Source organism: Cryobacterium sp. TMT4-31, assembly GCF_004403385.1.
Taxonomy (GTDB): Bacteria; Actinomycetota; Actinomycetes; order Actinomycetales; family Microbacteriaceae; genus Cryobacterium; species Cryobacterium zongtaii.
Window position 1 is genome coordinate 41,430 of record NZ_SOGI01000056.1, and the last position, 25,352, is coordinate 66,781.

Consider the following 25,352-nt stretch of genomic DNA (forward strand, 5'->3'; position numbering starts at 1 on the left):
GGCAGCCTGGCTCCCGCGCACACACCTGACGGCGTCGGCTAACCCCGGCGCCGTTTGCGTATCTTCGCGCGGTCGGCGACAACCGGCGCCGGCGCCAACCGGGGGCCGGCGTCGGAGAGCCGTAGGGCTCTGGCCGACACGACGCAGAACAGCAGCCCCGCCAGGCCGAGGCCGGACACGAACCATTCCAGGGGCCCGCCGGCCGTCATCGCCGGTGTGGTCGACACGCTCAGCGGAACGGTCTGGATCATGGCACCGGGCACCCAGGTGGGCAGGCTGTCGAGCGTCTCACCGTCCGGCGTGATGATAGCGCTCGTTCCGACGGTCGAGATGTTCACCACCGTGCGTCCGGCCTCGATGGCTCGGAGCCTCGCGATCGCCAGCTGCTGCACCGACTCATCCGTGCGACCGAAGTCTGCGTTGTTGGTCTGGGCCAGGATGATCTCGGCGTCGTCGTCGATCATCTCGTGCACGAGCTGGTCGTCGGCGATGTCGAAGCAGATGGCGATGCCCGCGATGATGCCGTCGATGTCGAAGACATTGTCCCGGGTGCCGATCTCGTAGTCCCGGGAAACCAGGTCGATCAGATCGGGCGCGAACGGTCGCCAGAAGGCCCGGTCCGGCATGTACTCCGCGAACGGGACCGGGTGCACCTTGTCATAGAGGTCGACGGCGCCGTCGTCGGCCGTCCAGAGCAACGAGGTGTTGTAGAACTTGCCGTCCCGCTCGGTGATGGTTCCGGCGATCAGCGGAGCATCCATGGCCCGGCTGATGTAATCCGCAACGCGGGCCGATTCCGTCGAGCGGAGCGGGTCGACGTCGATGCCGTTCTCCGGCCAGACGACGAAGTCGACAGGGTCACCCACCAGTGGCAGGGTCGCCGAGACGTGGTCGTTCAGGATCTGGCCGGGCTCATTCTGCGCGAACAGGCCGGCGTCGGAGGCGCCCTGCACGGCCGCGATACGGGCGGTCCCGCTTTGCAGGGTCGGCCAGGCGGGGAACGCCAACAGCACCGCCACCGCGGCCACCGCGATCGCAGACCTGGCGCCGACGCGCACCCCGGGCTCGCGGCACAGTTGCACAGCCAGGGCGCTGAGCCAGACCATCACAAAACTGAGACCGGACATGCCCACCCAGGCGATGAGCCCGTTGAACGGGCTCTCGGATTGGGAGATGGCGATGCGGCCCCAGGCGAAACCACCGTATGGCCACACCGCGGAAATCGCTTCCCGAGCCGTCCACAACCCGGCGACGACGACCGGCAGGACACCGATCCGGCCGGCGACGGACGGCCAGAGGCGTGGGCCGACGTTCAGCACCACTGCGGTGAGCGCCAGGCCGACCGCGAAGAAGAGCGCCTCGAGCCCGGCCAGGGCCAGCCAGGGCACCGGGCCGAGGTACAGGGTGAGCCAGCTGATGTGGATGAGCCAGAACGACAGGCCGGCCACCAGGCCGACCAGCAGGCCCGTCCAGGGCCCGCGTCCGAGTAGGGCCAGGAACATCAGCGCCGCACCGACGGGGGCCAGGATCCACCAGGACCGATCCGGGAACCCGGCGTCCATGATCGCGCCGGCGCCGGCGGCCAGCAGAATCGCCGCCCACAGGGGCAGGCCGGTGCGTCGGAGTATGCCGGTGTTCACTTCAATAGCCTAAGCGACCGAGGAATACGCCACGATGCCGCGCCGAATGGAGTCCATCGCCACCCGCGCCGTCCGACCGACGGGGCCGTCCGCGACGAGCGAGAGCTGGTCGAGGAGGTCGATGGTCTGCTTGGTCCAACGCACGAAGTCACCCGCAGCCATCTCGGCCTCCTCCAGCACCAGGCCGAGCGAGTCGCCACGCGCCCATTTCCACATCGCCAGGCTCAGACCACCCGCGAGGGGGTTGCTGCCGGGCAGCTTGTGGTCCCGTTCGAGGTCGTCGAGCTGGCTCCACAGGATCGAGGTGGCGTCCAGCGCGGGCCGGAACGGGCCTTTGGGCAGGAACCTCTCGTCGGTCTCGCCCTCGTCCCGGCGCGGTTCGAAGACCAGGGCGCACGCCATAGCGGCGAGGCTGGGCGCATCGAGGGAGTTCCAGAGGCCACGGCGCAGCGATTCGGCGACGAGCAGGTCGCGGTCGGCGTAGATGCGGCGCAAGATGCGGCCGCTCTCGCTCAGCGTTACGGCGCGGCCCTCGCCGGGCACAAGGTAGCCGAAGCCGAGCAAGACATCGGTGACCCTGTCGAACACCCGGGCGACGGCCCCGGTGCGGTCCGTGATCTGGCTGGTCAGCGCCTCGGTCTCCCGGGTCAGTTTCCACCACCTCTGTGCCCAGCGGGCGTGGGCTTCGCGGTCCGGGCAGCTGTGGCAGGGGTGCGCGCGCATGCGCTTCCGCAGAGCGGCCAATTCCTTCTGGCGCCGGTCCCGGCCCCGCGCATTCGAATCGGCGGCGGCATTCTCACGTTCGAGGTCGGACAGACGTCGCCGGATGCCCGAATACTCGGTGAAGTCGCCCAGGTGGCAGGCCATCGAGGTGGCGTACCCGTCCAGCGAACTCTGCTGCTGCCGCACCCGGCGGGCCAGGTCGACCACGGCGCGGTCGGCCTGGAACTGTGCGAACGAGGACTCCAGAACCTCCCGGGTGTGTTCCCGGCCGAACTGGTCGATGAGGTTGACGGCCATGTTGTAGGTGGGTTTGAAGCTGGAGTTCAGCGGGTAGGTGCGCCGGGACGCCAGCGAGGCGACGGCCTGCGGGTCCAGGCCCTGCTGCCACTGGATGACGGCGTGCCCCTCAACGTCGATGCCGCGGCGGCCGGCGCGACCGGTGAGCTGGGTGTACTCCCCCGGCGTGATCGGAACCCGCGCTTCACCGTTGAACTTCTCGAGCTTGTCGAGCACCACGGTGCGGGCCGGCATGTTGATACCCAACGCCAGCGTCTCCGTGGCAAAAACGGCTTTGACCAGTTTCTTCTGGAAGAGCTCTTCGACCACTTCCTTAAAGGCGGGCAGCATGCCGGCGTGGTGGGCTGCCACGCCCCGTTCAAGACCGTCGAGCCACTCCCAGTAGCCCAGAACGGCAAGGTCCTCGTCGAGCAGGGTGCGGCAGCGTTCGTCGACGATCTGCCGGATCTGATCGCGCTCGGCGGTGTCGGTGAGGCGCACGCCGGCGCGGAGGACCTGGCGCACGGCCTGATCGCAGCCGACCCGGCTGAAGATGAAGAAGATGGCGGGCAGCAGGTGCTTGCCCTCGAGCATCCGCACGATCTCGGCTCGGTCCATGCGACCGGACTCCGCTTGCGCGCGCTGCTGGTGGTACCTGCTCTGGTTCGAGCCGCGGCGGCCACGGCCTGACCTGTCGGAGAGCGGCCGACCGCCGGCCTGATTCAGTCGCACCAGCTCCGGGTTCACCCGGTGGGTGGCGGCCATCCCCGACGAATCGAACAGGTCCAGCATCTTGCTCTTGACCAGCACGTGCTGGTCCAGTGGGACCGGCCGTTCCTCCGAAACAATGACGTCGGTGTCGCCGCGGACGGCCTGCAGCCAGTCACCGAATTCCTCAGCGTTGGACACCGTCGCGCTCAGCGACACCATCCGCACCGACTGGGGCAGGTGGATGATGACCTCTTCCCAGACCGCCCCGCGGAAGCGGTCGGCCAGGTAGTGAACCTCGTCCATGATGACGAACGCGAGATTGCCGAGCAGGTCGGAATCGGCGTAGAGCATGTTGCGGAGCACTTCGGTCGTCATCACGACGATCCGGGCGCCGGCGTTGACGTTGGTGTCCCCCGTGAGCAGGCCCACCTGGTCTGCGCCGTATTCGGCGACGAGCTCCTGGAATTTCTGGTTGCTCAGCGCCTTCATCGGCGCGGTGTAGAAGACCTTGGCGGTCTTCTGCTGCATGGCCAGGAAAATGGCGAACTCGGCGACGACGGTCTTGCCGGCGCCGGTGGGCGCGGCGACGAGCACGCTGTTCCCGGCCTCGAGCGACGCCCCCGCGGCGAGCTGGAAGGAATCCAGGTCGAAGCGCAAGCCCCGACGGAATGTCTCGAGTTTGGGGGTCTGCGCCCGCAGGCGTGCTGCTGTGTACCGGTCCGCCGGTGACTGGAGGTCTGTCATCTGGTGCGCTAGAGCGCCAACTCCCGTTCGAGGGCACGGGCGCGCCGGGCGGCGCGCTTGTCGTGCAGGTACGCGATTCCGTATGCGGCGAAGTACAGCAGGATCATCGGGACCGCGAGCATGAACATCGAGATCACGTCGGCGGCCGGGGTGGCGATGGCGGTGAAGAGGATGATCACCAGAACGGCGATGCGCCAGGACTTGATGATCGAGGCGGCGCTGATCACCCCGGCAAAATTGAGCAGGACCACAAAGACGGGCAACACAAAGGCGATGCCGATGGCGACGAGTAGTTTGAGGGTGAAATCCAGGTAGTTCTGGGCGTTGATGAAGGCCGCGTCCTCCGGCGGCGCGAAGCTCGTCATGAGGCCGACGACCTGCGGCAGCACATACCAGCCGGCCGCACAGCCGGCGAGGAACAGGGGCACCGCCGTCAGCACGAAGCCGTAGACGTACTTCTTCTCGCCGCGGGTGAGGCCCGGCATCAGGAACGCGAAGATCTGGTACAGCCAGATCGGGCTGGACACTACCAGGCCCACGTAGAACGCGATCTTCAGCTTGAGGTCGAAGGCAGAGGTGATGTCGGGGTAATTGATCTGTGCGTTCCGGTCCTGCGCCTCGATGATGGCGTAGATCGGTTCGCGCAGCGCGGACCAGACTCCCTCGGAGAGCATCCAACCTATGATGGCTCCGACGAGGATACCCGCGGCGGCACGGAACAGGCGCTTGCGCAGCTCGACCAGATGCTGGCCCAGCGACATCGTGCCCGCACGGTTCGCACGCTTGGTGGTGCGCACGGCCACGGGAGTTAGGACTTCGTCTGGTCGCCCGGGCCGACGGTCCGCGTCGTACCGTCAGCGGCGTCCGGGTGCGCCGGCGTGCCGGTCTTGTCTGCAGGCTCGTCAACGGTGTCGCTCTTGATCTCGTTCTTGAAGATCTTCATTGACTGGCCGAGGCTGCGGGCCAGGCCGGGCAGCTTGGGCGCACCGAACAACAGCAGGATGACGACGAGGATGATCAGAAAGTGCCATCCGGTCAGATTGCTCAACATGAGGGTCGATCCTCTGGCTTGTAGGGAGTGTGTTGGATTAGTTTACCCCGGTTGATCCTGAGATCCCGCCGGTGCGCTCGTCGGTGCGCACGCTCGATGCGAGCCTGGTCGATCGCGGCGGCCAGGTCCCGTCGCTTCTGGAACACCGCCGGTGAGAATGGTTTCCTCGGCAGCGCGGTGTCGAGGTCGAGTTCGGCCAGCTGGTCGCCAAGGTCTTCGAGGGCGCCGAAGGTGACCATCAGCTTGCGAAACAGGCGCACCGCGAACCAGGCCAGCATCGCGAGGAGCCCGGCGACCAGCAGCGCCCAGATCAGGATCCAGGACCAGACCGGCATCAGGTCGTCGCCCCGGCGGTGGGCTCGCTCTGCGCGGTAGCCGGCGACTCGTACCGGGCGGCGCCGGCGGCCGCCCACTCGGCGACGGTCTGTCTGGCCAGGCCCGGATCCACCACGGTGACGACGCCGGACAGGCCGGCAACGAGCCGTTTGAGACCGTGGAAGTGCGACACCCGCACCTGCGCCCTGGAGCGTCCCTCGTCGTCGGCCGGTCCGTGCGGAACCGGCCCATAGTCGGCGAGGAGTTCCAGGGCCGCAGCCGGCAGTTCGATCGTGACGGTGAGGTCGTCGGCCGTGCCCTGGAACAGGGTGTCCGGCAGGAGGACGCCGTCATCGTGGGCGTCAGCGGGCACATCCGTCGAACGCAGGTTGCTCATCCGGTCGAGTCGGAATGTGCGCATGGCCTCGCGCAGATGGCACCAGCCGCGCAGGTACCAATCGCTGTCGACCGATTCGATCCGCAACGGGTCGACACAGCGATGCTCATCGGTCCCCCGGGCATTGAGGTAGTCGAATTCCACCTGGGTACCCGCCCGCACGGCGGCTTGGATGACCGAAATGGCCACGTCGGCGTCGGTGCGGGACACCGCGAGCTGGCTGGGAGCGCCCGTGGAGCTGCGGGTGAGCTTGGCCATCAGCGTGGCGATGGCGTCCCGGTCGCCGTTCTCGGGGAGGGCGGAGAGATACTGCAGCCCGGCGATGAGCGCGGCTGCCTCTCGGGCCGAGAACCGCGGCGAATCGTCGATGGCTACCAGGTGGGTGAGGACGATGTTGTCGTTGGTTTCGAATTCGTCCCACTGGATGTCGAAGAGGTCGCCGTGCAGGTACTGCCGGGTCTCCCCAGGCACCCCCGACATGGCGATGAGGTTCACCGCATCCCGCACCCGCTCGGGAGTGACCCCGAAGTGGTCGGCCACCGCGGTGACGCTCACTTTGTCGTGGTCCATCAGATACGGCACGAGGGACAGCAGGAAGGTGAGCTTGTCCGATGCTCCGAACGCGACGGGCTTGGCGGCGGTCATCGTGCGGCCTCCGGCCGGGGCAGTGGCGTCTCGATCAGTGGGGCGTGGCTGTCCCGCACCCGGCGGAGCCGTTCCAGGACGGCGTCGATCAGGGTGGGCGGGGACAGCACGTAGACCTCCGGTCCGTAGCCGGCCAGCTCGTCGGCGAGGATGTTGACGTCGGTGTAGTGCAGCTCGACGCTGTCCGCGGCGCTTCCGGGCTCGCCGCGCTTGCTCAGCCGTACCGCGGCATCCGAGCCGGGTTCGACGGTGATCAGTGCGACCTGGGCCTGCCATAACGCGTCGAGTTCGGCGAGGGCCCGTTCGCCCTGACCGTCCTCGGCCGGCGCGATGGTGCGACCGGGCACGGTCACCACGGGGCCGACGATCCTGGCGAGCAGGAAGGTGCGGGTGGCTCCGGCATCCTGATCGGCGGCGTACAGGTGCCACCGGCCCTCGTGCAGCACCACGGCCAGCGGGGCGATGACCCGGCGGCGCGGCGCGCTCTCGCCCGGTTTGAGGTAGAGGAATGCGACGACCTGGCCGCGGTCCATGGCCTTGCCGAGGGGTTCGAAGGACGCCTCGCGGGCGCGCAGCGACGGTGCGTAACCGATCACAGGGTCGCTCGAGTCGATGCCGAGAGAGTTGAGCTTGGTGAGTGCGCGGCGGGATTCGGCGGAGAGGGACCCCTCCCGCCACACCGCGGCGGCGAGTTTGAGAAGCATGATCTCGTCGGGCGAGAAGACGATGTCTGCCGGCAGGTCGTAGAGTCCCTTGGGGATGCGGTAGCGCAGATGGTGGTTGCTGCCCGGGTCGTCGGGCGACTCGATGGTCTCGAGCGGGATGCCCAGTTCCCGGATGTCGTCCTTGTCACGTTCGAACTGCCGCTCGAGGCTGGCGTTGTCACCGCCGACCCGGAACCGTTGCCGGTAGCCCTGGACGGTCGAGAGGATGTCGGCCTTGGTCAGGCCGATCTGGGTGGCAATGAGCGCAAGGACCAGGCTGAAGAGGCGTTCTTCGACAGTGACCGGGTGCGGCTGTTCTGGGGTGGGCGACACGTACGCGATTCTATCGGTGGTGCACTCAATGGTCGGCCCATCCCGTTGGGGACCGCGGGATGGGCCGGGAAGCCGGTTAGTCGACGCCGAGGATGTCTACGACGAAGACCAGCGTGGAGCCGGCCGGGATGGTGTCGGTCGCCTGGTCGCCGTAAGCCTGGTCGGGCGGGAGGACGGCAACGATCTGGGATCCGACGGTCTGGCCGATGAGAGCGTTGGCGAAGCCGGGGATCACGCCGCCCTCGGTGGTGGAACCGTCCGCGGCCACGAAAGCGGCCGGGGTTCCGGCGGCCCAGCTGGAGTCGAAGACCTCTTTGGAGTCCCAGACGACACCGGTGTAGTGCACGGTGACCGTGGACCCGTCGGTGACGGTCTCGCCGTCGCCCTTCTTGAGCACGCCGACCTTCAGCTCGGTGGGCGGCTCGGCCGAGGGAATCGTGATGCCGGGGGTGCCGTCATCCGCGAGGACCACGGCGGGCAGTCCGGCCACGGGCAGCTGGTCGGCGCCGTCGGCGCGGGTGAGGTACGCCTTGACGACGTCGAGCACGAACACGAGCGAATCGTCCGCGGCGACGCCGATGTCTTCGTTGCCGCCGGCCGGACCGAAGGTGTCGGCCGCCGACGCGACAACGGCGACCCTGGAGCCCACCTGGGCACAGAGCAGACCGTCGGTCAGGCCGGTGAGGGTCTGGTCGTTGAGGACAAAGCTGGCCATGGTGGTGCCGTCGTACGAGCTCTGCTCAATGGCCTCACCCGTGGTGGCGTTGAAGACGCTGAGGTCGACCTGCACCTTTTGGCCTTCGGTGAGGCCGGGGCCGGTGCCGTCGATGATCTCGCTGCGCTGAGTGGTCTCGGTCTTCAGCGGGGTCGGGAAGTCGACGGTGGGGGACGAACCGAACTTGCCGGTCACCTCCACCAGCTTGGACGCGTCGCCGGAGGACACCGGAGCCGTGCAGCCGGCATTGTCGGGGCCGGCGCTGCAGGCGGTCAGGGTCGCGAGCACCAGGCCGGCGGTTGCGATAAGTGCGGGAACTTTACGCACGGGTCCTCATTTCGATACGGGGAGGCGGCAGCGTGATGCCGTCGAGTGACTTTCGGGGTGAATGCTGGCCGAAACCGCTGGTGCGGGCGGCAGGCCGAAGCCCATCCTATCCGGCGTCGAGGTCCCGAGCCTTGGAGAGCGCCGCGCCGTTCTCGGCGGTGCGGTTGCGCTTGCGCATCACCTTGGCGCTGACGGACCTCTCGCCCAGGGCGCCCGGGGTCCACAGCTCGACGTCGGCGTCGCTGAAGTCAGTTTTTGAAGGGCGACGCTTGAGCTCGGGCAGGATCGTGTCCGGTGCGAGACGGCGGGCGGTGATGAGGAAACCGGTGTGACCGATCATCCGGTGGTCGGGGCGAACCGCGAGGCCTTCCACGTGCCAGCCGCGCACCATCGTCTCGTGTGAATCGGGGTTGGTGTAGTTGCCGGTGGCGCGGATGGCCTCCGCGACGCGGGACAGCTGGGTGACGGTGGCCACGTAGCAGAGCAGCACTCCCCCGGGCTTGAGCGCGTCGGAGACGACATCGATGCACTCCCACGGGGCGAGCATGTCGAGCACGACCCTGTCGACCGACTGGGCCGGCATGGTCTCCGGCAGCGTGTCGGCGAGGTCGCCGAGCGTGATGGACCAGTTCTGCGGGTCGCTGCCGAGGAAGGTGGCGACGTTGGCGCGGGCCACGTCGGAGAATTCCTCCCGGCGTTCGAAGGAGGCCAGGGTGCCGGCCGGGCCGATGGCGCGGAGCAGCCAGAGGGACAGCGCTCCGGAGCCGACGCCGGCCTCGACCACCGTGGCGCCGGGGAAGATGTCGGCCTGGGCGAGGATCTGGGCGGCATCCTTGGGGTAGATGATGGCCGCGCCGCGGGGCATGCTCATGACGAAGTCGATGAGCAGCGGACGCAACGCGAGGTGTTCGACGCCCACGTTGTTGGTGACGACGGACGCGTCGGGCAGGCCGATGATGTCGTTGTGCTCGAGGATGCCCCGGTGGGTGTGGAACGTCTTGCCCGGTTCGAGGGTGATGGTGTTCAGCTTGCCCTTGGGGCCGGTGAGCTGCACTCTGTCGCCGGCGCGGAACGGACCGCTGTTCTGGATGACCTGGTTGTCGCTCATGCGCGTGTTGCGTCCTCGGTGTGGGTAACGGTGCGGGTGGATGGGGAAGATCGTCGGGTCAGGTAGAGCTCGGTCAGGGTGGCCAGTGAGCTGCCGGTCAGGCTCTGCACCAGCGTGTAGTGCTCGCTCTCCTCGAGGGGAACCATGTGCGGAACCGCGACGACGACGGCGCCGGAGGCGACGGCCGCTGCGACGCCGGGCAGGGAGTCCTCGATCGCGACGGAGTGCCTGGGGTCGACGCCGAGGATGCCCGCAGCGGTGAGGTAGGCCTCGGGGTGCGGCTTGCTCTGCTGCACCATGTCGCCGGAGACGATGGTGGCGAAGGCGTCGAAGCCGACGAGGTCGGCGATCTGGCGGGCCATCCTGTGTTCGGACATCGTCACCAGGGCCATCGGCATCCCGGCGCCGTGCAGTTCGGTGAGCAACTCGTGGGCCCCGGGGCGCCACGGGATGCCGGCCGAACCGAGCTGCTCCTGAACCCGGGTGGTCAGCACCTCGACGATGGCCTCAGCGGCGAGGTTCACCCCGCGGTTCTGCAGGATGGCGGCGGAGCCGAGCAGGCCGGAGCCCACCAAGAGCATGGCGTCTGCGTGCGTCCAGACGCCGCCGAAGGACTCCACGAGCTCGTGTTCGGCTCGCATCCAGTACGGTTCGGTGTCGACCAGGGTGCCGTCCATGTCCCAGAGAACGGCGGCGGGTGGGGACGAGAATGCGGGGATCAGTGTCACGGGGTTCAAGTTTAGGGGGCACGGCCTATCCTTGAAGGAGGCAACCCAGTCGTGGTGGCCGGAATACACGAGGTTTCACTCAAGTGACAGACGGCAATGGGTTCCTCAGCGGACGTCTCCTGGTGGTCGCCTTCGAAGGATGGAACGATGCGGGTGAAGCCGCAACGGGCGCCGTCAGCACGCTGAAAGAGCTCCTCGATGTCGAAGAGGTCAAGCGGATCGACCCCGAACTCTACTTCGACTACCAGTTCAACCGCCCCAGCATCTCCACCGATGAGGACGGCCACCGGGTCATCGAGTGGCCGAGCGCGGTCATGTACGGTCCCGTCGTTCCCGGGGCCAGCGGGGTTCCGTTGGCCGAAGACGCCCAGCTCAAGGTCAGCGGCACCAACGCCGGAAACATCTACCTGCTGGTCGGAACGGAGCCCTCGCGCAGCTGGAAGAGCTTCACGGCCGAGATCCTGGACTCCGTGCTCGCCGCGGATGTGAGCGGGATCGTCTTCCTCGGCGCGATGCTGGCGGACGTGCCGCACACCCGGCCGATCTCGATCTTCGTCTCGAGCGACAATCCCGAGGTGCGTGCCGAGTTGCAGATCGAGCGCAGCAGCTACGAGGGGCCCGTGGGCATCCTCAGCGTGCTGGCCGCAGCGGCCGAGACCGTGGGTATCCCGAGCCTGTCGATCTGGGCATCCGTGCCGCACTACGTGCACAACGCTCCGTCGCCCAAGGCCATGCTCGCCCTGATCGACAAGCTCGAGGAGATCATCGACGTTGTGATCCCCCGCGGCGACCTGGTTACCGACGCCTCCGAGTGGGAGACGGGCATCGACGCCCTCGCCGCCGAGGACGAGGAGATGGCAGCGTACATCGGTCAGCTCGAGCAGGCCAGGGACACCGTCGACTCACCGGAGGCCAGCGGAGAGGCGATCGCCCAGGAGTTCGAGAAGTACCTGCGGAAACGCGGCGACGGCGGCCGGGACGGCTGGGCCGACGGCCGTCAGGGCCCGGAGCCCCGCCAGCCCTAAGGCGGACCAGCCAGGGTGGGCTAGAGCTTGACGCCCAGGAGCGCGTCGATCGCCGCGGCGACGAGGGCACGGTCGTCCACGCCGGCCGCCACAGCAGCGTCCACAGCGTCCAGGGCACCCCGGGTGTCGAGATCGTCGACCAGCGCGGCGCGCATCCGCTCGACAACCGCCGCAGCGCTCTCGAACGCCGAGACTGCAGCGCCGGCCGCGGAGTCAACGGGGTCGACGGGGCCGAAGGCCGACGTCCACGCCGCCAGGCGAGCCTCGGCATCAACCAACTGCTGCGCGGTCCACTCCCAGTCGGTGCGGTAGTGCTGAGCGAGCAGGGCCAGGCGGATGGCGCGTGGGTCGGTGCCGCGGGCCCGAAGGCGGGAGACGAGAACCAGGTTGCCCAGCGACTTGCTCATCTTCTCGCCCTGGTAGGCGACCATGCCGGTGTGGCTGTACACCTGGGCCAGCGGATGCCCGGACAGCGCGGCGGCGTGGCCGGCGCTCATGTCGTGGTGCGGGAAGATCAGGTCGCTCCCGCCGCCCTGCACGGTGAAGTCGGTTCCGAGCTCGGCGAGGGCGATGACCGAACACTCGATGTGCCAGCCGGGGCGGCCGGCCCCCACGGGTGACTCCCAGGAGGGCTCTCCCGCGCGGGCGGCGCGCCAGAGCAGCGGGTCGAGCCTGTCGCGCTTTCCGGCCCGGTCGGGGTCTCCGCCGCGCTCGGCGAACAGGGTGAGCATGGTGCTCTGATCGAGGTTGCTCTCCTCGCCGAGGGCCCACGGCGCCTGGCGCTCGGCCGCCCGGATGTCGAAGTATAGGTCGGCGCCGGGTCCGTCGGGCGTGGGCAGCGCATCCGGTGTCGGCACCTTGTAGGCCAGCGCGGACTGGCGCAGTGCCAGCACCGCGGCGCTGATGTCGTCGATGACGTCGGTCACGGCCACAAAATCGTCGGGCGGGATGATGCCCAGGGACTCCATATCGGCCCGGAACAGGTCGGTCTGCTCCACGGCGAGGTCACGCCAGTCGACGCCGGTCGCGGTGGCACGTTCCAGCAGCGGGTCGTCGACGTCGGTCACGTTCTGGGCGTAGTGCACCCGGTAACCGCCGTCACGCCACACCCGCTGCAGCGTGTCGAAGGCGAGGTAGGTGGCCGCGTGGCCGAGGTGGGTGGCGTCGTACGGCGTGATGCCGCAGACGTACAGCCTGGCCACGTCGGTCGGTTTGGCTTCGACGATCGAGTCCGTCGCGGTGTCGTGCAGGCGCGGGGCCTGTGAGAGTCCCGGAATCGACGGGATGACGGGGTGTGACCAGGCGCGCATACTTCCAGCCTAACTACGCCGTGATGGTGTTCGTGCCCAGCAGGATCATCACGACGATGCCCAGCGCAATGCGGTAGACCACGAACGGCATGAAACTGCGCTTGGAGATGTAGTTCATGAAGAAGCCGATTACGAACAGCGCCACGACGAACGCCACGACGGTGGCGACGAGGGTTTCCAGCGGGCCGAACAGTTCGGGCGTGCAGTTCGCGGCGGCCACGACGCAGGGTTCCTTGATGGACTTGTAGACCTGGTAGAAGCCACTGCCGAGAACGGCGGGGATCGCGAGCAGGAACGCGTATCGGGCGGCGGCGGCCCGCTCGTAGCCGAGGAACAGGCCGGCCGTGATGGTGCCGCCGGAACGCGAGACCCCGGGGATGAGCGCCAGCGCCTGGGCGAAACCGAAGATGACGCCGTGCCCGACGGTGAGGTCGTCCAGTTTGCGGCGCTTGGCACCGACATAGTCGGCGACACCCAGGAGCACGCCGAACGCGATGAGCATGATCGCGGTGACCCATAGGTTGCGCAGGCTGGTTTCGATCTGGTCCTGGAAGAGCAGGCCCAGGATGACGATGGGCAGGGTGCCGAGGATGATCAGCCAGCCCATCCGGGCATCCGCGTCGCTGCGCGGTACCTTGCCGACCAGGGACTTCGCCCATTGGCCGATGATGCGCACGATGTCGCGCCAGAAGAAGATCACCACGGCCGCCTCGGTGCCGATCTGGGTGATCGCCGTGAACCGGGCGCCGGGGTCCTCACCGGTGCCGAGGAACTGACCCACGATGCTGATGTGGGCGCTGGAGGAGACCGGCAGGAATTCGGTCAAGCCCTGGACCAGGCCCAGGATGACCGCGTTGAGGAAGTCCACGTGATACTCGTTTCGCTTGTGCGGTGTGCTGGCCGTTAGCGCTTCAGTGGGCTAGTACGTCGTCAGCAGATCGGTCAAAACCGTCCTGCCAAACACTAATGCGTCCAGTGGCACACGCTCATCAACGCCGTGGAACAGCGCCGGAAAATCCAAATCGGCTGGGAGTTTCAGCGGGGCGAAGCCGTATCCTTTGATGCCCAGTTTGCTCAACGCCTTGTTGTCGGTGCCGGCAGGCATGAGGTACGGGAGCACCGGAGCGCCCGGGTCGTGGGTGCCGAGGGTCTGGACGATCCGGTCGATCAGCGGGCCGGCGAACTCGGTCTCCAGCCCCACGTCCTGGTGCATCACCACGATTTCGATATCCGGGCCGACCAGCTCGGCCAGTTCGGCCAGCACGGCGTCTTCCTCGCCGGGCAGGGAACGCACGTCGATGAGGGCCTCGGCGCGATCGGGGATGACATTGTGCTTGTAGCCGGCTTGCAACACCGTCGGGTTCATGGTGGTGCGCAGGCTCGCCTGGATGAATCCGGATGCTGTGCCCGTCGCCAGGGCCAGCTCGTCCGGACCCATGGACTGCGGCTCCACACCGAGGATCCGGGCGATCTCCGAAAGCAACTGCCGGGTGGTGTTCGTCAGGCGGATCGGCCACTGCCGCCGACCCACACTGGCGACGGCCTCGGCGAGCCGGGTGATGGCGTTGTCCGTGACCAGCCGGGAACCGTGGCCGGCCGGGCCGTGCGCCACGAGCTTGAGCCAGATGAGAGCCTTCTCACCGGTTTGGAGCAGGTAGGCCCGCTGGCCGCCGATGCTGATCGAGTAGCCGCCGACCTCGCTGATGGCCTCGGTCGCTCCCGCGAACAGGTCCGGGCGGGTGTCGACGAGGTGGTGCGAGCCGTACACTCCCCCGGCCTCCTCATCGGCGAAGAACGCGATGACGAGGTCCCGCTCTGGCTGGCCACCCTGGTCGAGCACATCCGTGAGGGACGCCAGGATCATCGCGTCCATGTTCTTCATGTCGACGGCGCCGCGCCCCCACAGCATGCCGTCCTTGATCTCGCCGCCGAACGGATCCACCGACCAGTTCGCCGGGTCGGCGGGCACCACATCGAGGTGGCCGTGTACGACCAGTGCGCCCTTGCTGCGGTCGCGGCCGGGTACCCGGGCGACCACGCTGGTGCGACCCGGCTCCGAATCGAACAGCTCCGGCGCCAGGCCAAGGGCGCGCAGCTTCTCGGCGACGTACTCCGCGGCATCCGTCTCGCCGTTGGAGCGCCCCTCGCCATAGTTCGTCGTGTCGAACCTGATGAGGTCGCGGGCGATCTCGGTGGTGAGGTCGAGAGCATTGGCCGAAGCGGGGCTGGTGGCGGGGGCTGTCATGCAGTTCACGCTACCGGGCGTGGAACCCACCGGTGTCCGGAAGTGGTTTGGATCCGTGCTAAGTTATTCCCCGGCAGCAAAACATAACTGCGGCCAAAACATCCAGTCCGGGTGGCGGAAATGGCAGACGCGCTAGCTTGAGGTGCTAGTGCCCGTATAGGGCGTGGGGGTTCAAGTCCCCCCTCGGACACGGAGATTGTTGGTAAGACAACGATCAACGAGAACTGGTTGAGACAGTTCACGGGCCGGATCTTAGGATCCGGCCCTGTCTCGTTTAACGAGACTTCTGGCGACTCGGTATTGCTCGTCGTCAGCGCGCACCGACGGTGCGCCGCGCTCTGCGCCCGGTGAAGATTCCCGGAACGCGACAGGTCACGTGCCGTCGCCACAATCCTGATGCTAGAGTCATCCCAGGCGCTCGTGAGAGCGCTCTCACAGAGACCAGGCCCGGCTGCGCCGGCGGATTCAGAACAATGGATCCCCGCGACACCCGGTCCCTTGAAACCGAAAAGGTGCACGCATGAAGTTCGGCCACTTCGACGATGAAGCCAGGGAATATGTCATCGAGACCCCGTTGACTCCCTACCCGTGGATCAACTATCTCGGCAGCGAGGACTTCTTCTCGCTGGTCTCGCACACGGCGGGCGGGTACACCTTCTACAAGGACGCCAAGATGCGCCGCCTGACTCGCTACCGCTACAACGACGTCCCCACAGACTCCGGTGGACGCTACTTCTTCATCAAGGACGGCGACGACGTCTGGACGTCCAGCTGGCTGCCGATGAAGAAGGACCTCGATTTCTTCGAAACCCGGCACGGCATGGGTTACACCCGCATCACCGGCGAACGCGGCGGCCTGCGGGTCTCCACGCTGTACTTCGTTCCACTCGGTGAGACGGCGGAGGTGCAGAAGGTCACGATCACCAACACGTCGGATGCGGTCAAGACCTTCTCCCTGTTCTCCTACCTGGAGTTCTGCCTGTGGAACGCCCAGGACGACCAGACCAACTACCAGCGCAACCTTTCCATCGGCGAGGTCGAGGTCGACGGCAGCGCGATCTACCACAAGACCGAATACCGGGAGCGTCGCGACCACTACGCCGTGTACGGCGTGAACGCCGAGATCGCCGGCTTCGACACCGACCGCGAGACCTTCGTCGGCCTCTACGAAACCCTTGCGGAGGCCAAGGTCCCGCACGCAGGCGCCGCGGCGAATTCGATGGCCTCCGGCTGGTACCCGATCGGCTCCCACCAGGTCGACTCGACCCTGCAGCCCGGGGAAAGCCGTGACCTGGTCTTCGTTCTCGGCTACGTCGAGAACAACGCCGAGACCGGCGAGGAGAAGTGGGCCGACGACGCCAAGCAGGTCATCAACAAGACCCGGGCCCAGGCCCTCCTCGCGCGTCTGTCCACCACCGAGGCCGCGGATGCCGCCTTCGACGCCCTCGGGGTCTACTGGACGGACCTGCTTTCCGCGTACACGGTGACCTCGCCCGACGACAAGCTCAACCGGATGGTAAACATCTGGAACCAGTACCAGTGCATGGTGACCTTCAACATGAGCCGCTCGGCGTCGTACTTCGAGACCGGCATCGGTCGCGGCATGGGCTTCCGGGACTCGACCCAGGACCTGCTCGGTTTTGTGCACCTGATCCCGGACCGCGCTCGCGAACGCATCCTGGACATCGCCGCGACCCAGCTGCCGGACGGGTCGGCGTACCACCAGTACCAGCCCCTCACCAAGCGGGGCAACAACGAACTCGGGTCCGGCTTCAACGACGACCCGGCCTGGCTGATCATCGGGGTGGACGGCTACCTCAAGGAGACCGGCGACTACACGATCCTCGACGAGGTGGTGCCGTTCGACAACAACGACGCTCTCGCCGAGACCCTGTACACCCACCTGACCCGGTCGTTTGAGTTCACCCTGAACAACCTCGGTCCGCACGGGCTGCCGCTGATCGGGCGCGCCGACTGGAACGACTGCCTGAACCTGAACTGCTTCTCGACAACGCCGGGCGAGTCCTTCCAGACCACCGAGAACCAGGCCGGCGGGGTCGCGGAGTCCACCTTCATCGCCGCGCAGTTCGTGCTCGCCGCGGGCCAGTACGCCACCATAGCCGAACGCGGTGGGGACACCGTGCAGGCGAACAAGGCCCGCAAGGCCGCCGCCGACATGAGCCAGGCACTGTTGACGCACGGCTGGGACGGCGACTGGTTCCTGCGTGCCTACGACTTCTACGGCAACAAGGTCGGCACGGCCGAGGACACCGAGGGTCAGATCTGGATCGAGCCGCAGGGCTTCGCGGTCCTCGCCGGTGTCGGCGTCGAGCACAACAGCGACGGCACCCCGGTCAAGACCAGTCCCGCGTTCCGTGCCCTCGATTCCGTGGACCGGCTGCTCGGCTCCGAGCACGGCCTGGTGCTGCAGTACCCGGCGTACAAGAGCTACCGCATCGAATTGGGCGAGGTCTCGACGTATCCCCCGGGCTACAAGGAGAACGGTGGCATCTTCTGCCACAACAACCCGTGGGTGATCATCGGCGAGACCGTGATCGGCCGCGGCGCGAAGGCGTTCGACCACTACCGGAAGATCACCCCCGCGTACCGGGAAGACATCTCCGAGGTGCACCGCACCGAGCCCTACGTGTACGCCCAGATGATCGCCGGCAAGGAGGCCTCCAGGCACGGCGAGGCCAAGAACTCCTGGCTGACCGGCACGGCGGCGTGGAACTTCGTGACCGTATCCCAGTACCTCCTGGGTGTGCGCACCGACTACGACGGTCTCGTGGTCGACCCGCAGATCGGACCGGACGTCGCGGAGTTCACCGTGACCCGGCAGGCCCGCGGTGCGACGTACGTCATCACCGTGGCCAACTCGGGCCGTGAAGGCTCGCGCGCCAGCCTCGAGGTTGACGGTGTTGCCATCGAGGGGCGCACGGTTCCGTACGCGCCCGCCGGCGCGACAGTGCAGGTGCGCGCGACCCTGTAGGGGAACCAGTTGCGGCCGGCCGGATACTAGTGAGTATGGACGTCTACCGAACAGCCCGCGCACGGGCCTGGCAGCTGTGCGTCGCCGTTGCGTGCGTCGGTGTGCTGATCACCGGATGCGGCCACGGCGACGCCACGGCTCCGTCCGCCGCCGGCCCGACCATGGGGTCGGCGCCGGCCGGGCCCAGTGCTGACGAGGTCTTCACCGCGTGCAGCCCACCGGGGATCGTGGACTACGACCCGATCGAGTCACTGGCGGTGCTGGCCGGGGACAGCACCGTGGTGATCATGGGCGAGATCGCTCGGATCCAGGCGGGCCGCGACAGCACCTACTCCGCATCGAAGGAGACGTCGACGACGCGAAGCGCGGTGATCGTCGTGTCGAACGTCACGGTTGTGCACGGGACACTGGACCCGGCCGTTAACGGCAGCGTGTACATCGAATTCGCTTCGGCCGGCCCGGACGAGTGCTCGCGGATTGTGCCGGCCGGAACGGCCATCGTCGCTTATCTGGAGCCGGCCTGGGATGGCGCCCGCAGCTACGTCGACGAGGACCCGACCTCCGAGTACACGGAAATCCAGGAGCCTGGCGCCGGGCGGCCCGCCGGCCAGCCGCTGTACCAGGCATCCGCGCTCGAGGGTCTGGTCTGGCAACTACCGGGCAGCGCCGAGGTGATCTGGCCGCTCTACCTGGGCACCGGTCCCGGGTCGATACGTGAGGCCCTCCCGGACGGCACCCTCGCCGGCCCCTAGCGATCCTGAGGGGTCGCAAGAGCAGCCCCACACCCGCGGGCCGCGCCGGCAGGCGGTCAGGCGGTCAGGCGACGGCGACCTCGACCTCGCCGGGGTCGGCACCGAGCTGTCCGAAGATCAGCCGACGGTTGGCGATCTTGTCGGTGAAGAACCTGTCGTGGCTGACCACGACCACGGCGCCGGGGAAGTGCAACAGGGCCCGCTCCATCACCTGGGTGCTGGACATATCCAGGTGGTTGGTTGGCTCGTCCAGGAGCAGCACCGACGCACCGGAGAGCAGGCACTGGGCCATGGCCACCCGGGCTTTCTGGCCGCCGGAGAGGTTGCCGATCTTCTGCTTGAGGTCGGCCTCGGAGAACTGGAACATGGTCAGGAACCGGTTCACCGACTTGCGGGTCGCCGTGAACGCCAGGCTGCCTTCGAGCGCGTTGACCGCGTGGCTGACGGTGTCGGTGTCGTCCAGTTCGGCGAGTACCTGGTTGTACGACACCATCCCGGCGCCTTTCGCCCAGTCGACCTCGCCGTGATCCGCGGATTCCTCACCCGTGAGCACCCGGAGCAGGGTGGTCTTGCCGCTGCCATTGGCACCGAGCACCACGATGCGGTTGCCGCGGCGGATTTCGAAGCTCAGGTCGTTGAAGAGCACCTTCTCGCCGTAGGCCTTGCTGAGCATCTCCACCCGGCAGAGCACATCCTTCACGTGCAGACCGCCGTAGATTTCGGTGATGATCTTGTCGACCGGCCGCGGCGTGCGGGACTTCTTGATGGTGGCCAGCTGGCTGCCGAGCTTGCGGCTGGCGTTCTTCTGGGCCTCGCGCCGGTCGGCGATGCCTTCGGATTCGAAAGCGAGCAGTTCGGACTCGTGCACAAACTGCTGCTCGAGGGTCTTCAGCCGGAACTGCTTCTGAACCACGTACTCGCCGAAGTTGCCCGGGTACTCGTGTAGGTGGAAGTTCTCCAACTCGATGATGCGGGTGACGACGGCGTCGAGGAAGGTGCGGTCGTGCGACACGATCACGGCGGCGCCCTTGAAGTCGCGGAACCAGCCCTCCAGCCACTCCACGCCGGCCACGTCGAGGTAGTTGGTGGGCTCGTCGAGCAGGAGCACGTCCGGTGCCTCGAGCAGGATCTTCGCCAGGGCCGCGCGGTTGCGCCAGCCGCCGGAGAGTTCGTCGATCGCACAGCTGCGGTGCGCTTCGTCGAAGCCGAGGATGGTCAGGGCAGCGTCGATCCGGCGCGGGTAGTCCCAGCCGTCCAGCCGGTCCATGTCCTCGAACAGTTCGGACTGGCGGTGGATCAGCCTGTCGAGCTCGGCGCTGGCCGAGGAGTCGGCGGCGATGGCAACGTCGATGGAGGCGAGTTCGGCCTCGACGGCCTTGATCTCCACGAACAGGGCGTCGAGGACCTCGGTGATGGTGGACTCGCCGTTCAGCTCGGAGAACTGGGAGAAGTAGCCGATCTTCACGCCGTCGTCGACGGTGACGGTACCGGTGTCCGGCGTCACCTGACCGAGGATCAGCTTGATGAGGGTGGTTTTGCCCGACCCGTTCCGGCCGATCATGCCGACCCTGTCGCCCGGCTCAAGCCTGAAGAAGGTCTCGCGGAGCACCTGGGTGTTTTCGAAACGCACGGTGACGTCGTTCAGCCGGATCAGGCTCATGAGTCCTGCTCCCCCTGCTCGGATGCGTCGACGATGCCGATGAACCGGCTGCCGATGCCGTCGACTTCGCGGCGGCTGAGGCCGGCCGCGGCGGCCGGGAGCTCGTCGTAACCGTGGTGGTCGCAGCTGAGGTAGGTGAACGTCGGCCACCATTTCTTCGGCCGCGCCGCCTCGGTGAACCCGCACACGCTGCAGGTGAGTTCGATCCAGACGGGCTTCTTGCCGGTGCGGTTCGCACGGGACTGCACGAGCCAGGCCGGCGGGTTGTTCTCGATCTCGGCGAGCTGGGCTTCGGTCATGCGGCTGGGAAGGTCGTGGCGCTGCGCCATCTCGAGGGGAATGTCGAGGCGGAGCGCTGCTTCTCGTCTGGTAATCATCAGGTTCAACGATAGGTGCTGCGACGGGCGCCAACGCCCCGGGGCGGGAACTGGTTCAATGAAGCATGCCTGAAACTGTTTCCCCGCTCGGCCTGCTGCTCGATGTCGATGGTCCGATCGCCAGCCCGGACACCCGCACCATCGCCACACCGAGCATCATCACCGACCTCATCACCCTGGCCGGCGCGAACGTACCCATCGGTTTCATCACCGGTCGGTCGGCGCAGTTCATCAGTGAGCAGGTGGTGGCCCCGCTGGTCGCCGCGGGCCTGCCGCGCGAGATGCGCATGTACGGGGTCTGCGAGAAGGGCGCCGTGTGGTTCCCGATCACCCAGACCGGCATGGGCGAGGTCGTCGTCGACGCCAGCGTCGCCCTGCCTGACCCCGTCGTGAGCCGCATCCGCGAGCTGGTCGCCGCCGACTACGCCGACACCATGTTCTTCGACGAGACCAAGCTCGCGATGGTCTCCGTTGAACAACGCACGGATGTCGACCGGGCTGCCTACCACGCCGCTCAAGCGTCGTTCGAGGACGCCGCGTACACGATCATGATCGACCACGGACTGGGCGTGCGCTTCGGCGACAGGGTTTCCCCCGACGCCGAGGGAACGGTCCCGTTCCGCATCGACACCACCATCATTTCCACCGACATCGAATCGGTCGACCTTGACAAGGACCACGCCGCCAAGCGAGCCCTGGCCTTCTTCGCCGAGGGCGGACCGCTCCCCCGGCTGTGGCGCTCGGTGGGCGATTCCCGCAGCGACTACCTCATGGCCGACCACCTGCACGCCGCCGGCTACGAGGTGGCACACGTGGACGTGCGCCCGGCCGACGGCATCCTGGAGCGGCCGTACCCGGTGATCGTGGAGGGCGACCTCATCCACGATGAGGCCGGCGCCGCATTTTTGGGCTACTGGGTGCAGAAGCTCGGTCTCGGCGCGGCCGCGCCCGCCTAGTCTTCGACGAAGCGGATGCCGTTCTGCAGGGTGCTGCGCAGCTCGAACACCTTCTCGAAGCTGCCCCGTTCCATCCCGGCGATGCCGTCACGCAGCACCCCGACCAGGCGGGACCGTGGGATCACGACCACCATTGGCCGCCTGCCTCGGCTCGGCAGCGACACGGGTTCTGCCACGAGCTGATCAGGCACCACCACGACGAGCGCGGTGAAGCGCACCCGCAGGGACTTGGCGAGGATGCGTGCCGCGGACGCGAACTCGTCCAGCGGCTCCTCGCCTGGCGCAAGGCCATCGCCGACGAGTTCGCCGCGCTTGAGTTGAACGGGCGACCCCCAGTCATCCGAGAGGATAGCGAACAGTCCGGCCGGGCCGAGAACGACGTGGTCGATCTTCTCGACGTCCTCGCGGGTGGCGATGTCGTGCCAGGCGGTGTAGCCGATGCCCAGGCCCGAGATCAGCTGGGCTGTGCTTTCCTCGGCGAGGGCCTTGGCCAGCCGGTGTCGGATCTCCCGTGGCGCGGACCGCACCAGATCGGGGGCGTACGGGTCAGCGATGACGGTGCCGCGACCGGCCCATTCCCGCAGCATCGCGAGATAACGCTGGCGGGAGTGGCCGCCGGGATGCCCGTGCATCCTGGCCTTCATCCCGGCCGAGGTGGGCCTGCTTGTCGGGCGTGACGCGGTGCTGGCGCCAGAGTATTCGGTCTCCGGGTAGCGGGCCCCGTCGTAGGCGGCCCGGGACTCCGGGCTTCCGATGCGTTCCCAGGCGATCTGCACGGCGTGGAAGGAGGCCGCACTGCCGCCGACATCTGGGTGGGATTGCCGCAGCTTGAGGCGGTAGGCGCGTCGCAGCTCCTCGTCGGTCACCGACGGGCTCACGCCCAGCACCTCGTAGGGGCTGGCTGCGGCCGGACTCTCTGACATTCGTGCGGTCTCTTTCGGCCTGGAACGGGTTGGGTCGTACGTCTCCCAGCCTAGCCAGCGTTGCTGGTATCTCCCCGACACCGGGTGGCGCCCGCGCAGCGTTTGATTTGTGCAACGATCAGCGAGTGAAGACCTCAACTCCGGTTCCCCGGGTGCACCGATCGAGCACCCGGTTCATCGTCATGGTGACCGTCGGCATCCTCGCGGGTCTGGCGTCTGGCCTGCTGGGCAACTGGTTGCTGGCGCCGGCGATCGGCTGGGCGGTCGCGGCTGTGCTTTACATCGGCTGGGTCTGGGTCAGCGTCGCTCCGCTGGACGCCGCCACCACGGCCGCGCACGCCACCAGGGAAGACCCGTCACGGGGCATCACCGACCTGTTGCTGATCCTGGCGAGCCTGGCCAGCCTCGGCAGCATCCTCATCGTGCTGGTGCAGGCACGCGCCGCTGAGGGGGCGGGCCAGGGCCTGCTCGCCGCGCTGGCGCTGGTCGTCGTCGCGCTGTCCTGGGTGCTCGTGCACACCCTGTTCGCCTTGCGGTACGCCTCGCTGTACTACGCGGATGATGACGGTGGCGTCGATTTCAACCAGCTGGAGCCGCCCAGGTACGCGGACTTTGCGTACCTGTCCTTCACAGTGGGGATGACCTTCCAGGTGTCGGACACATCACTGACGTCGTCGACCATTCGTGCGGTGGCCCTGCGGCACGCGCTGATGTCATTCCTGTTCGGCTCGATCATCCTGGCAACACTGATCAACCTCGTGGCCGGCCTCTGAGCCGTGGCCGCGGCGCCGTGCCGGGCCGCTAACCGGCGAAGGGCGCTTCCGCCAGTCCGGCCACCCCGGGGGTCACCGTGAAGACCGAGCCGGCCAGCGGGTCCTCGCCGGGGGCGAGACCTTCGCGGGACGTGGTGATGTACAGCCGGCGAAGGTCGTCGCCGCCGAAGGTGCACGCCGTGACCCGCTGCGCGGCCACCTCGATGACCTCGTCCAGGGTGCCCTCCGGCGAGTAGCGGCGCACCGCCCCACCGGCGTACAGCGCGACCCAGACGCCGCCCTCGCTGTCCACGGTGAGGCCGTCGGGGTAGCCGTCGGCGGAGGGGATGTCGACGAAGGGGCGCAGCCCGGTCAGTCCGGTCTCCGGGGCCCAATCGAAGACCCCGATCCGGCCGGTCGGGGTGTCGTTGTAGTAGGCCAACGAGCCGTCCGGGCTCCAGGCGAGACCATTCGAGATGGTCACGTCGGCCAGGGCCAGCTCCACGGAGCCGTCCGGTGAGAGCCTGTAGAGCGATCCGGCGCCGGTGCGCTGGTCATACGCCATCGAACCGCAGTAGAACGAGCCGTCCGGAGCGCCGCCCCCGTCGTTCATCCGCACGCTCGGATCCGCCCAGACCTCCGGCAGTCGGGTCAGGGTGCCGTCGGCGTCCTCGAGGGCGAAACCGCGTTCGAGGGCGATGACCGCACCGCCGCCCACGCGCGGTCGCAGGGCCGCGGCGATGCTGTCCACGTGCCGCCGGGTGACCGTGCCGTCGGCGGCCAGGGACAGAACGTCACCGGCGAACAGGTCGACGAGGCGCAGTCCGCCCCAGGACTGTGCGAACACCGGACCCTCACCGTGAAAGGTGATCGGGTCGGTGAGCTGTTCGGCGCGCATGGGTTCCTCGTGGCTGGGCTGGTCGGGCTGGGTGCCGGCCCGGCATCATCGGGCGGGCTAGTTGCGCAGTGCCCGCATCGGGATGGCGACGGCCGCGCTGACGGCCAGGATGCCGGCGAAGAAGATCGCGCCCTGCCAGGCGGTCACGGTGAAGGCCAAACCGAACAGCCACAGGCCCAGGACGAAGATGGCCATCGCGACGACGAAGGTAAGAATGGGCATGGAATGTTCCTCTCAACGGTGCCGCGAAAGCTTATCCGGGCTCGTTTCGAGAGTACTAGTTCGCCGGGCACGGCGTGGAGCTGCGCGCCGGTCAGGCGCTGTACCCGACCTCACGCTCCGGGCCGAGCGGGTCGATGAGGTCCGGCGCATCACCGGAGACCGGCGCCACTTGGTAAAAGGCCAACCCGGCCGCCGCCTCCGAGGAAGCCTCGACCGCCGCGTCGACGAGGGCCTGATCGCCATCGGCGTGCGGGTCCAACCAGCGGTCCCAGCACTCTTCAGGCAGCACAACGGGCATCCGGTCGTGGATCTCGGCGAGTGCGCCCTGGGCGGCTGTCGTGAGGATGGTGGCCGTCAGCACCCATCGGGCCGGGTCGTTGGGACCGAGAGTGGGATTGCGCCACCACGAGTACAGTCCGGCCAGTGCCAGCGGCAGGCCGTCTTCGGAGTGTACGAAGTACGGCGTTTTCGTGGTTCCCACGGTGTGCCATTCGTAGTAGCCGGTGACCGGCACGATGGCCCGGGTTTTGGCCAGGGCGGTGCGGAATGTCGGCTTCTCGGCGACGGTCTCGGCCCGTGCGTTGAAGGTGGCGAACGCGGCGGTCAGCTCCGGAGAGAAGGTCGGCACCAGCGACCAGCGCGCCGGTTCCAGCCGGCGAACGACCGGATCTGATTTCATCGATTCGAGCACGATGGCGATCTGCTCGGTCGGTTTCACGTTCCAGGACGCCGCCGGCAGCTCTCCGGCCTCGTGCTCGATGTCGAACATGGCGGCGAGGTCAGGCGCCGAATCGGTAATGATGAATCGCCCACACATAGGCTC

24 protein-coding genes and 1 tRNA gene are annotated in these 25,352 nt (G+C 67.5%); 6 read left to right on the plus strand and 19 right to left on the minus strand.

Annotated elements, in window-relative coordinates:
- Nucleotides 1-38: 38 nt before the first annotated feature.
- The 10 genes from lnt to E3T19_RS12860 form a co-directional block, all read right to left on the minus strand.
- Entirely contained in the window at nt 39-1,640 is a 1,602-nt protein-coding gene (gene lnt / locus E3T19_RS12815) for an apolipoprotein N-acyltransferase (RefSeq protein ID WP_241980216.1), read from the minus strand.
- Nucleotides 1,641-1,649: 9 nt separating this feature from the next.
- The gene (locus E3T19_RS12820) at nt 1,650-4,094 is read right to left on the minus strand and encodes an RNA helicase (protein WP_134409023.1); all 2,445 of its coding nucleotides are present in this window, start codon (nt 4,092-4,094) and stop codon (nt 1,650-1,652) included.
- 8 nt (nt 4,095-4,102) lie between these two features.
- Nucleotides 4,103-4,891: a twin-arginine translocase subunit TatC gene (gene tatC / locus E3T19_RS12825; protein ID WP_327015742.1), complete on the minus strand. Its 789-nt coding sequence runs from the start codon at nt 4,889-4,891 to the stop codon at nt 4,103-4,105.
- Between the two features lie 11 nt (nt 4,892-4,902).
- Nucleotides 4,903-5,145, minus strand: coding sequence for a twin-arginine translocase TatA/TatE family subunit (gene tatA, locus E3T19_RS12830; protein ID WP_088456198.1), 243 nt, complete (start codon nt 5,143-5,145; stop codon nt 4,903-4,905).
- Nucleotides 5,139-5,480, minus strand: coding sequence for a hypothetical protein (locus tag E3T19_RS12835; protein ID WP_103459785.1), 342 nt, complete (start codon nt 5,478-5,480; stop codon nt 5,139-5,141). The genes tatA and E3T19_RS12835 overlap by 7 nt, the downstream gene beginning before the upstream one ends.
- Nucleotides 5,480-6,502 carry a YafY family protein gene (locus E3T19_RS12840; RefSeq protein WP_088456200.1) on the minus strand — a complete coding sequence of 341 codons (1,023 nt, stop codon included), beginning with the start codon at nt 6,500-6,502 and terminating at the stop codon, nt 5,480-5,482. Before E3T19_RS12840 ends, E3T19_RS12835 begins: the two co-directional genes overlap by 1 nt.
- Nucleotides 6,499-7,539: a YafY family protein gene (locus E3T19_RS12845; RefSeq protein WP_103459786.1), complete on the minus strand. Its 1,041-nt coding sequence runs from the start codon at nt 7,537-7,539 to the stop codon at nt 6,499-6,501. The genes E3T19_RS12840 and E3T19_RS12845 overlap by 4 nt, the downstream gene beginning before the upstream one ends.
- 76 nt (nt 7,540-7,615) lie before the next feature.
- Entirely contained in the window at nt 7,616-8,581 is a 966-nt protein-coding gene (locus E3T19_RS12850; RefSeq protein ID WP_134409024.1) for an FKBP-type peptidyl-prolyl cis-trans isomerase, read from the minus strand.
- Nucleotides 8,582-8,687: 106 nt separating this feature from the next.
- On the minus strand, nt 8,688-9,689 hold the full coding sequence (locus E3T19_RS12855; RefSeq protein ID WP_103431829.1) for a tRNA (adenine-N1)-methyltransferase: 1,002 nt from the start codon (nt 9,687-9,689) through the stop codon (nt 8,688-8,690).
- The gene (locus tag E3T19_RS12860) at nt 9,686-10,417 is read right to left on the minus strand and encodes an HAD family phosphatase (RefSeq protein WP_255578538.1); all 732 of its coding nucleotides are present in this window, start codon (nt 10,415-10,417) and stop codon (nt 9,686-9,688) included. The genes E3T19_RS12855 and E3T19_RS12860 overlap by 4 nt, the downstream gene beginning before the upstream one ends.
- An 83-nt stretch (nt 10,418-10,500) precedes the next feature.
- Here E3T19_RS12860 and E3T19_RS12865 point away from each other — a divergent pair, with 83 nt between their 5' ends.
- Nucleotides 10,501-11,442 carry a PAC2 family protein gene (locus tag E3T19_RS12865; RefSeq protein ID WP_134409025.1) on the plus strand — a complete coding sequence of 314 codons (942 nt, stop codon included), beginning with the start codon at nt 10,501-10,503 and terminating at the stop codon, nt 11,440-11,442.
- 20 nt (nt 11,443-11,462) lie between these two features.
- Here the strand turns inward: E3T19_RS12865 and mshC are convergent, their stop codons facing one another.
- From mshC to E3T19_RS12880, 3 genes are read right to left on the minus strand one after another with little or no spacing between them, the layout of a single operon-like run.
- On the minus strand, nt 11,463-12,752 hold the full coding sequence (gene mshC, locus E3T19_RS12870; protein WP_134409026.1) for a cysteine--1-D-myo-inosityl 2-amino-2-deoxy-alpha-D-glucopyranoside ligase: 1,290 nt from the start codon (nt 12,750-12,752) through the stop codon (nt 11,463-11,465).
- Between the two features lie 13 nt (nt 12,753-12,765).
- Entirely contained in the window at nt 12,766-13,620 is an 855-nt protein-coding gene (locus E3T19_RS12875; RefSeq protein WP_103459789.1) for an undecaprenyl-diphosphate phosphatase, read from the minus strand.
- A 51-nt stretch (nt 13,621-13,671) separates the two neighbouring features.
- On the minus strand, nt 13,672-14,997 hold the full coding sequence (locus E3T19_RS12880) for a M20/M25/M40 family metallo-hydrolase (protein ID WP_134409027.1): 1,326 nt from the start codon (nt 14,995-14,997) through the stop codon (nt 13,672-13,674).
- 105 nt (nt 14,998-15,102) lie between these two features.
- Here E3T19_RS12880 and E3T19_RS12885 point away from each other — a divergent pair.
- The 3 genes from E3T19_RS12885 to E3T19_RS12895 all read left to right on the plus strand — a co-directional run bounded on the left by E3T19_RS12885 (nt 15,103) and on the right by E3T19_RS12895 (nt 18,741).
- A tRNA-Leu gene (locus E3T19_RS12885) sits at nt 15,103-15,187 on the plus strand.
- Between the two features lie 330 nt (nt 15,188-15,517).
- Nucleotides 15,518-17,989, plus strand: a complete 2,472-nt coding sequence (locus tag E3T19_RS12890; RefSeq protein WP_088456207.1) for a GH36-type glycosyl hydrolase domain-containing protein — start codon at nt 15,518-15,520, stop codon at nt 17,987-17,989.
- Between the two features lie 35 nt (nt 17,990-18,024).
- On the plus strand, nt 18,025-18,741 hold the full coding sequence (locus tag E3T19_RS12895; protein WP_134409028.1) for a hypothetical protein: 717 nt from the start codon (nt 18,025-18,027) through the stop codon (nt 18,739-18,741).
- Between the two features lie 64 nt (nt 18,742-18,805).
- On the opposite strand, the gene E3T19_RS12900 is transcribed toward E3T19_RS12895, so the two are convergent.
- Together E3T19_RS12900 and E3T19_RS12905 are read right to left on the minus strand one after the other, a co-directional pair.
- The gene (locus E3T19_RS12900) at nt 18,806-20,401 is read right to left on the minus strand and encodes an ABC-F family ATP-binding cassette domain-containing protein (RefSeq protein WP_103459794.1); all 1,596 of its coding nucleotides are present in this window, start codon (nt 20,399-20,401) and stop codon (nt 18,806-18,808) included.
- Complete coding sequence (locus E3T19_RS12905) at nt 20,398-20,778, minus strand: hypothetical protein (protein WP_088456210.1); 381 nt, start codon at nt 20,776-20,778, stop codon at nt 20,398-20,400. Before E3T19_RS12905 ends, E3T19_RS12900 begins: the two co-directional genes overlap by 4 nt.
- A 65-nt stretch (nt 20,779-20,843) precedes the next feature.
- Here E3T19_RS12905 and E3T19_RS12910 point away from each other — a divergent pair, with 65 nt between their 5' ends.
- Complete coding sequence (locus E3T19_RS12910; protein ID WP_103459796.1) at nt 20,844-21,734, plus strand: hypothetical protein; 891 nt, start codon at nt 20,844-20,846, stop codon at nt 21,732-21,734.
- On the opposite strand, the gene E3T19_RS12915 is transcribed toward E3T19_RS12910, so the two are convergent.
- Entirely contained in the window at nt 21,731-22,657 is a 927-nt protein-coding gene (locus E3T19_RS12915) for a DnaJ domain-containing protein (protein ID WP_134409029.1), read from the minus strand. The two genes, E3T19_RS12910 and E3T19_RS12915, sit on opposite strands and share 4 nt — an antisense overlap.
- Nucleotides 22,658-22,782: 125 nt before the next feature.
- Here E3T19_RS12915 and E3T19_RS12920 point away from each other — a divergent pair, with 125 nt between their 5' ends.
- On the plus strand, nt 22,783-23,430 hold the full coding sequence (locus E3T19_RS12920) for a DUF1345 domain-containing protein (RefSeq protein ID WP_240632461.1): 648 nt from the start codon (nt 22,783-22,785) through the stop codon (nt 23,428-23,430).
- 28 nt (nt 23,431-23,458) lie between these two features.
- Here E3T19_RS12920 and E3T19_RS12925 read toward each other — a convergent pair whose 3' ends face one another.
- From E3T19_RS12925 to E3T19_RS12930, 3 genes are all read right to left on the minus strand, one after another.
- Entirely contained in the window at nt 23,459-24,307 is an 849-nt protein-coding gene (locus E3T19_RS12925; RefSeq protein ID WP_134409030.1) for an SMP-30/gluconolactonase/LRE family protein, read from the minus strand.
- Nucleotides 24,308-24,364: 57 nt separating this feature from the next.
- Entirely contained in the window at nt 24,365-24,529 is a 165-nt protein-coding gene (locus E3T19_RS19055; protein ID WP_165787951.1) for a hypothetical protein, read from the minus strand.
- Between the two features lie 91 nt (nt 24,530-24,620).
- Complete coding sequence (locus E3T19_RS12930; RefSeq protein WP_134409031.1) at nt 24,621-25,346, minus strand: SOS response-associated peptidase; 726 nt, start codon at nt 25,344-25,346, stop codon at nt 24,621-24,623.
- Nucleotides 25,347-25,352: the final 6 nt, after the last annotated feature.

Coding starts and splice junctions, on each gene's coding strand:
- E3T19_RS12820 (WP_134409023.1), bottom strand. CDS start 4,094: ATGACAGACCTCCAGTCACCGGCGGACCGGTACACAGCAGCACGCCTG.
- E3T19_RS12895 (WP_134409028.1), top strand. CDS start 18,025: ATGGACGTCTACCGAACAGCCCGCGCACGGGCCTGGCAGCTGTGCGTC.
- E3T19_RS12925 (WP_134409030.1), bottom strand. CDS start 24,307: ATGCGCGCCGAACAGCTCACCGACCCGATCACCTTTCACGGTGAGGGT.
- E3T19_RS12910 (WP_103459796.1), top strand. CDS start 20,844: ATGCCTGAAACTGTTTCCCCGCTCGGCCTGCTGCTCGATGTCGATGGT.
- E3T19_RS12900 (WP_103459794.1), bottom strand. CDS start 20,401: ATGAGCCTGATCCGGCTGAACGACGTCACCGTGCGTTTCGAAAACACC.
- mshC (WP_134409026.1), bottom strand. CDS start 12,752: ATGCGCGCCTGGTCACACCCCGTCATCCCGTCGATTCCGGGACTCTCA.
- tatA (WP_088456198.1), bottom strand. CDS start 5,145: ATGTTGAGCAATCTGACCGGATGGCACTTTCTGATCATCCTCGTCGTC.
- E3T19_RS19055 (WP_165787951.1), bottom strand. CDS start 24,529: ATGCCCATTCTTACCTTCGTCGTCGCGATGGCCATCTTCGTCCTGGGC.
- E3T19_RS12835 (WP_103459785.1), bottom strand. CDS start 5,480: ATGCCGGTCTGGTCCTGGATCCTGATCTGGGCGCTGCTGGTCGCCGGG.
- E3T19_RS12880 (WP_134409027.1), bottom strand. CDS start 14,997: ATGACAGCCCCCGCCACCAGCCCCGCTTCGGCCAATGCTCTCGACCTC.
- E3T19_RS12890 (WP_088456207.1), top strand. CDS start 15,518: ATGAAGTTCGGCCACTTCGACGATGAAGCCAGGGAATATGTCATCGAG.
- E3T19_RS12930 (WP_134409031.1), bottom strand. CDS start 25,346: ATGTGTGGGCGATTCATCATTACCGATTCGGCGCCTGACCTCGCCGCC.
- E3T19_RS12855 (WP_103431829.1), bottom strand. CDS start 9,689: ATGAGCGACAACCAGGTCATCCAGAACAGCGGTCCGTTCCGCGCCGGC.
- E3T19_RS12840 (WP_088456200.1), bottom strand. CDS start 6,502: ATGACCGCCGCCAAGCCCGTCGCGTTCGGAGCATCGGACAAGCTCACC.
- E3T19_RS12915 (WP_134409029.1), bottom strand. CDS start 22,657: ATGTCAGAGAGTCCGGCCGCAGCCAGCCCCTACGAGGTGCTGGGCGTG.
- E3T19_RS12905 (WP_088456210.1), bottom strand. CDS start 20,778: ATGATTACCAGACGAGAAGCAGCGCTCCGCCTCGACATTCCCCTCGAG.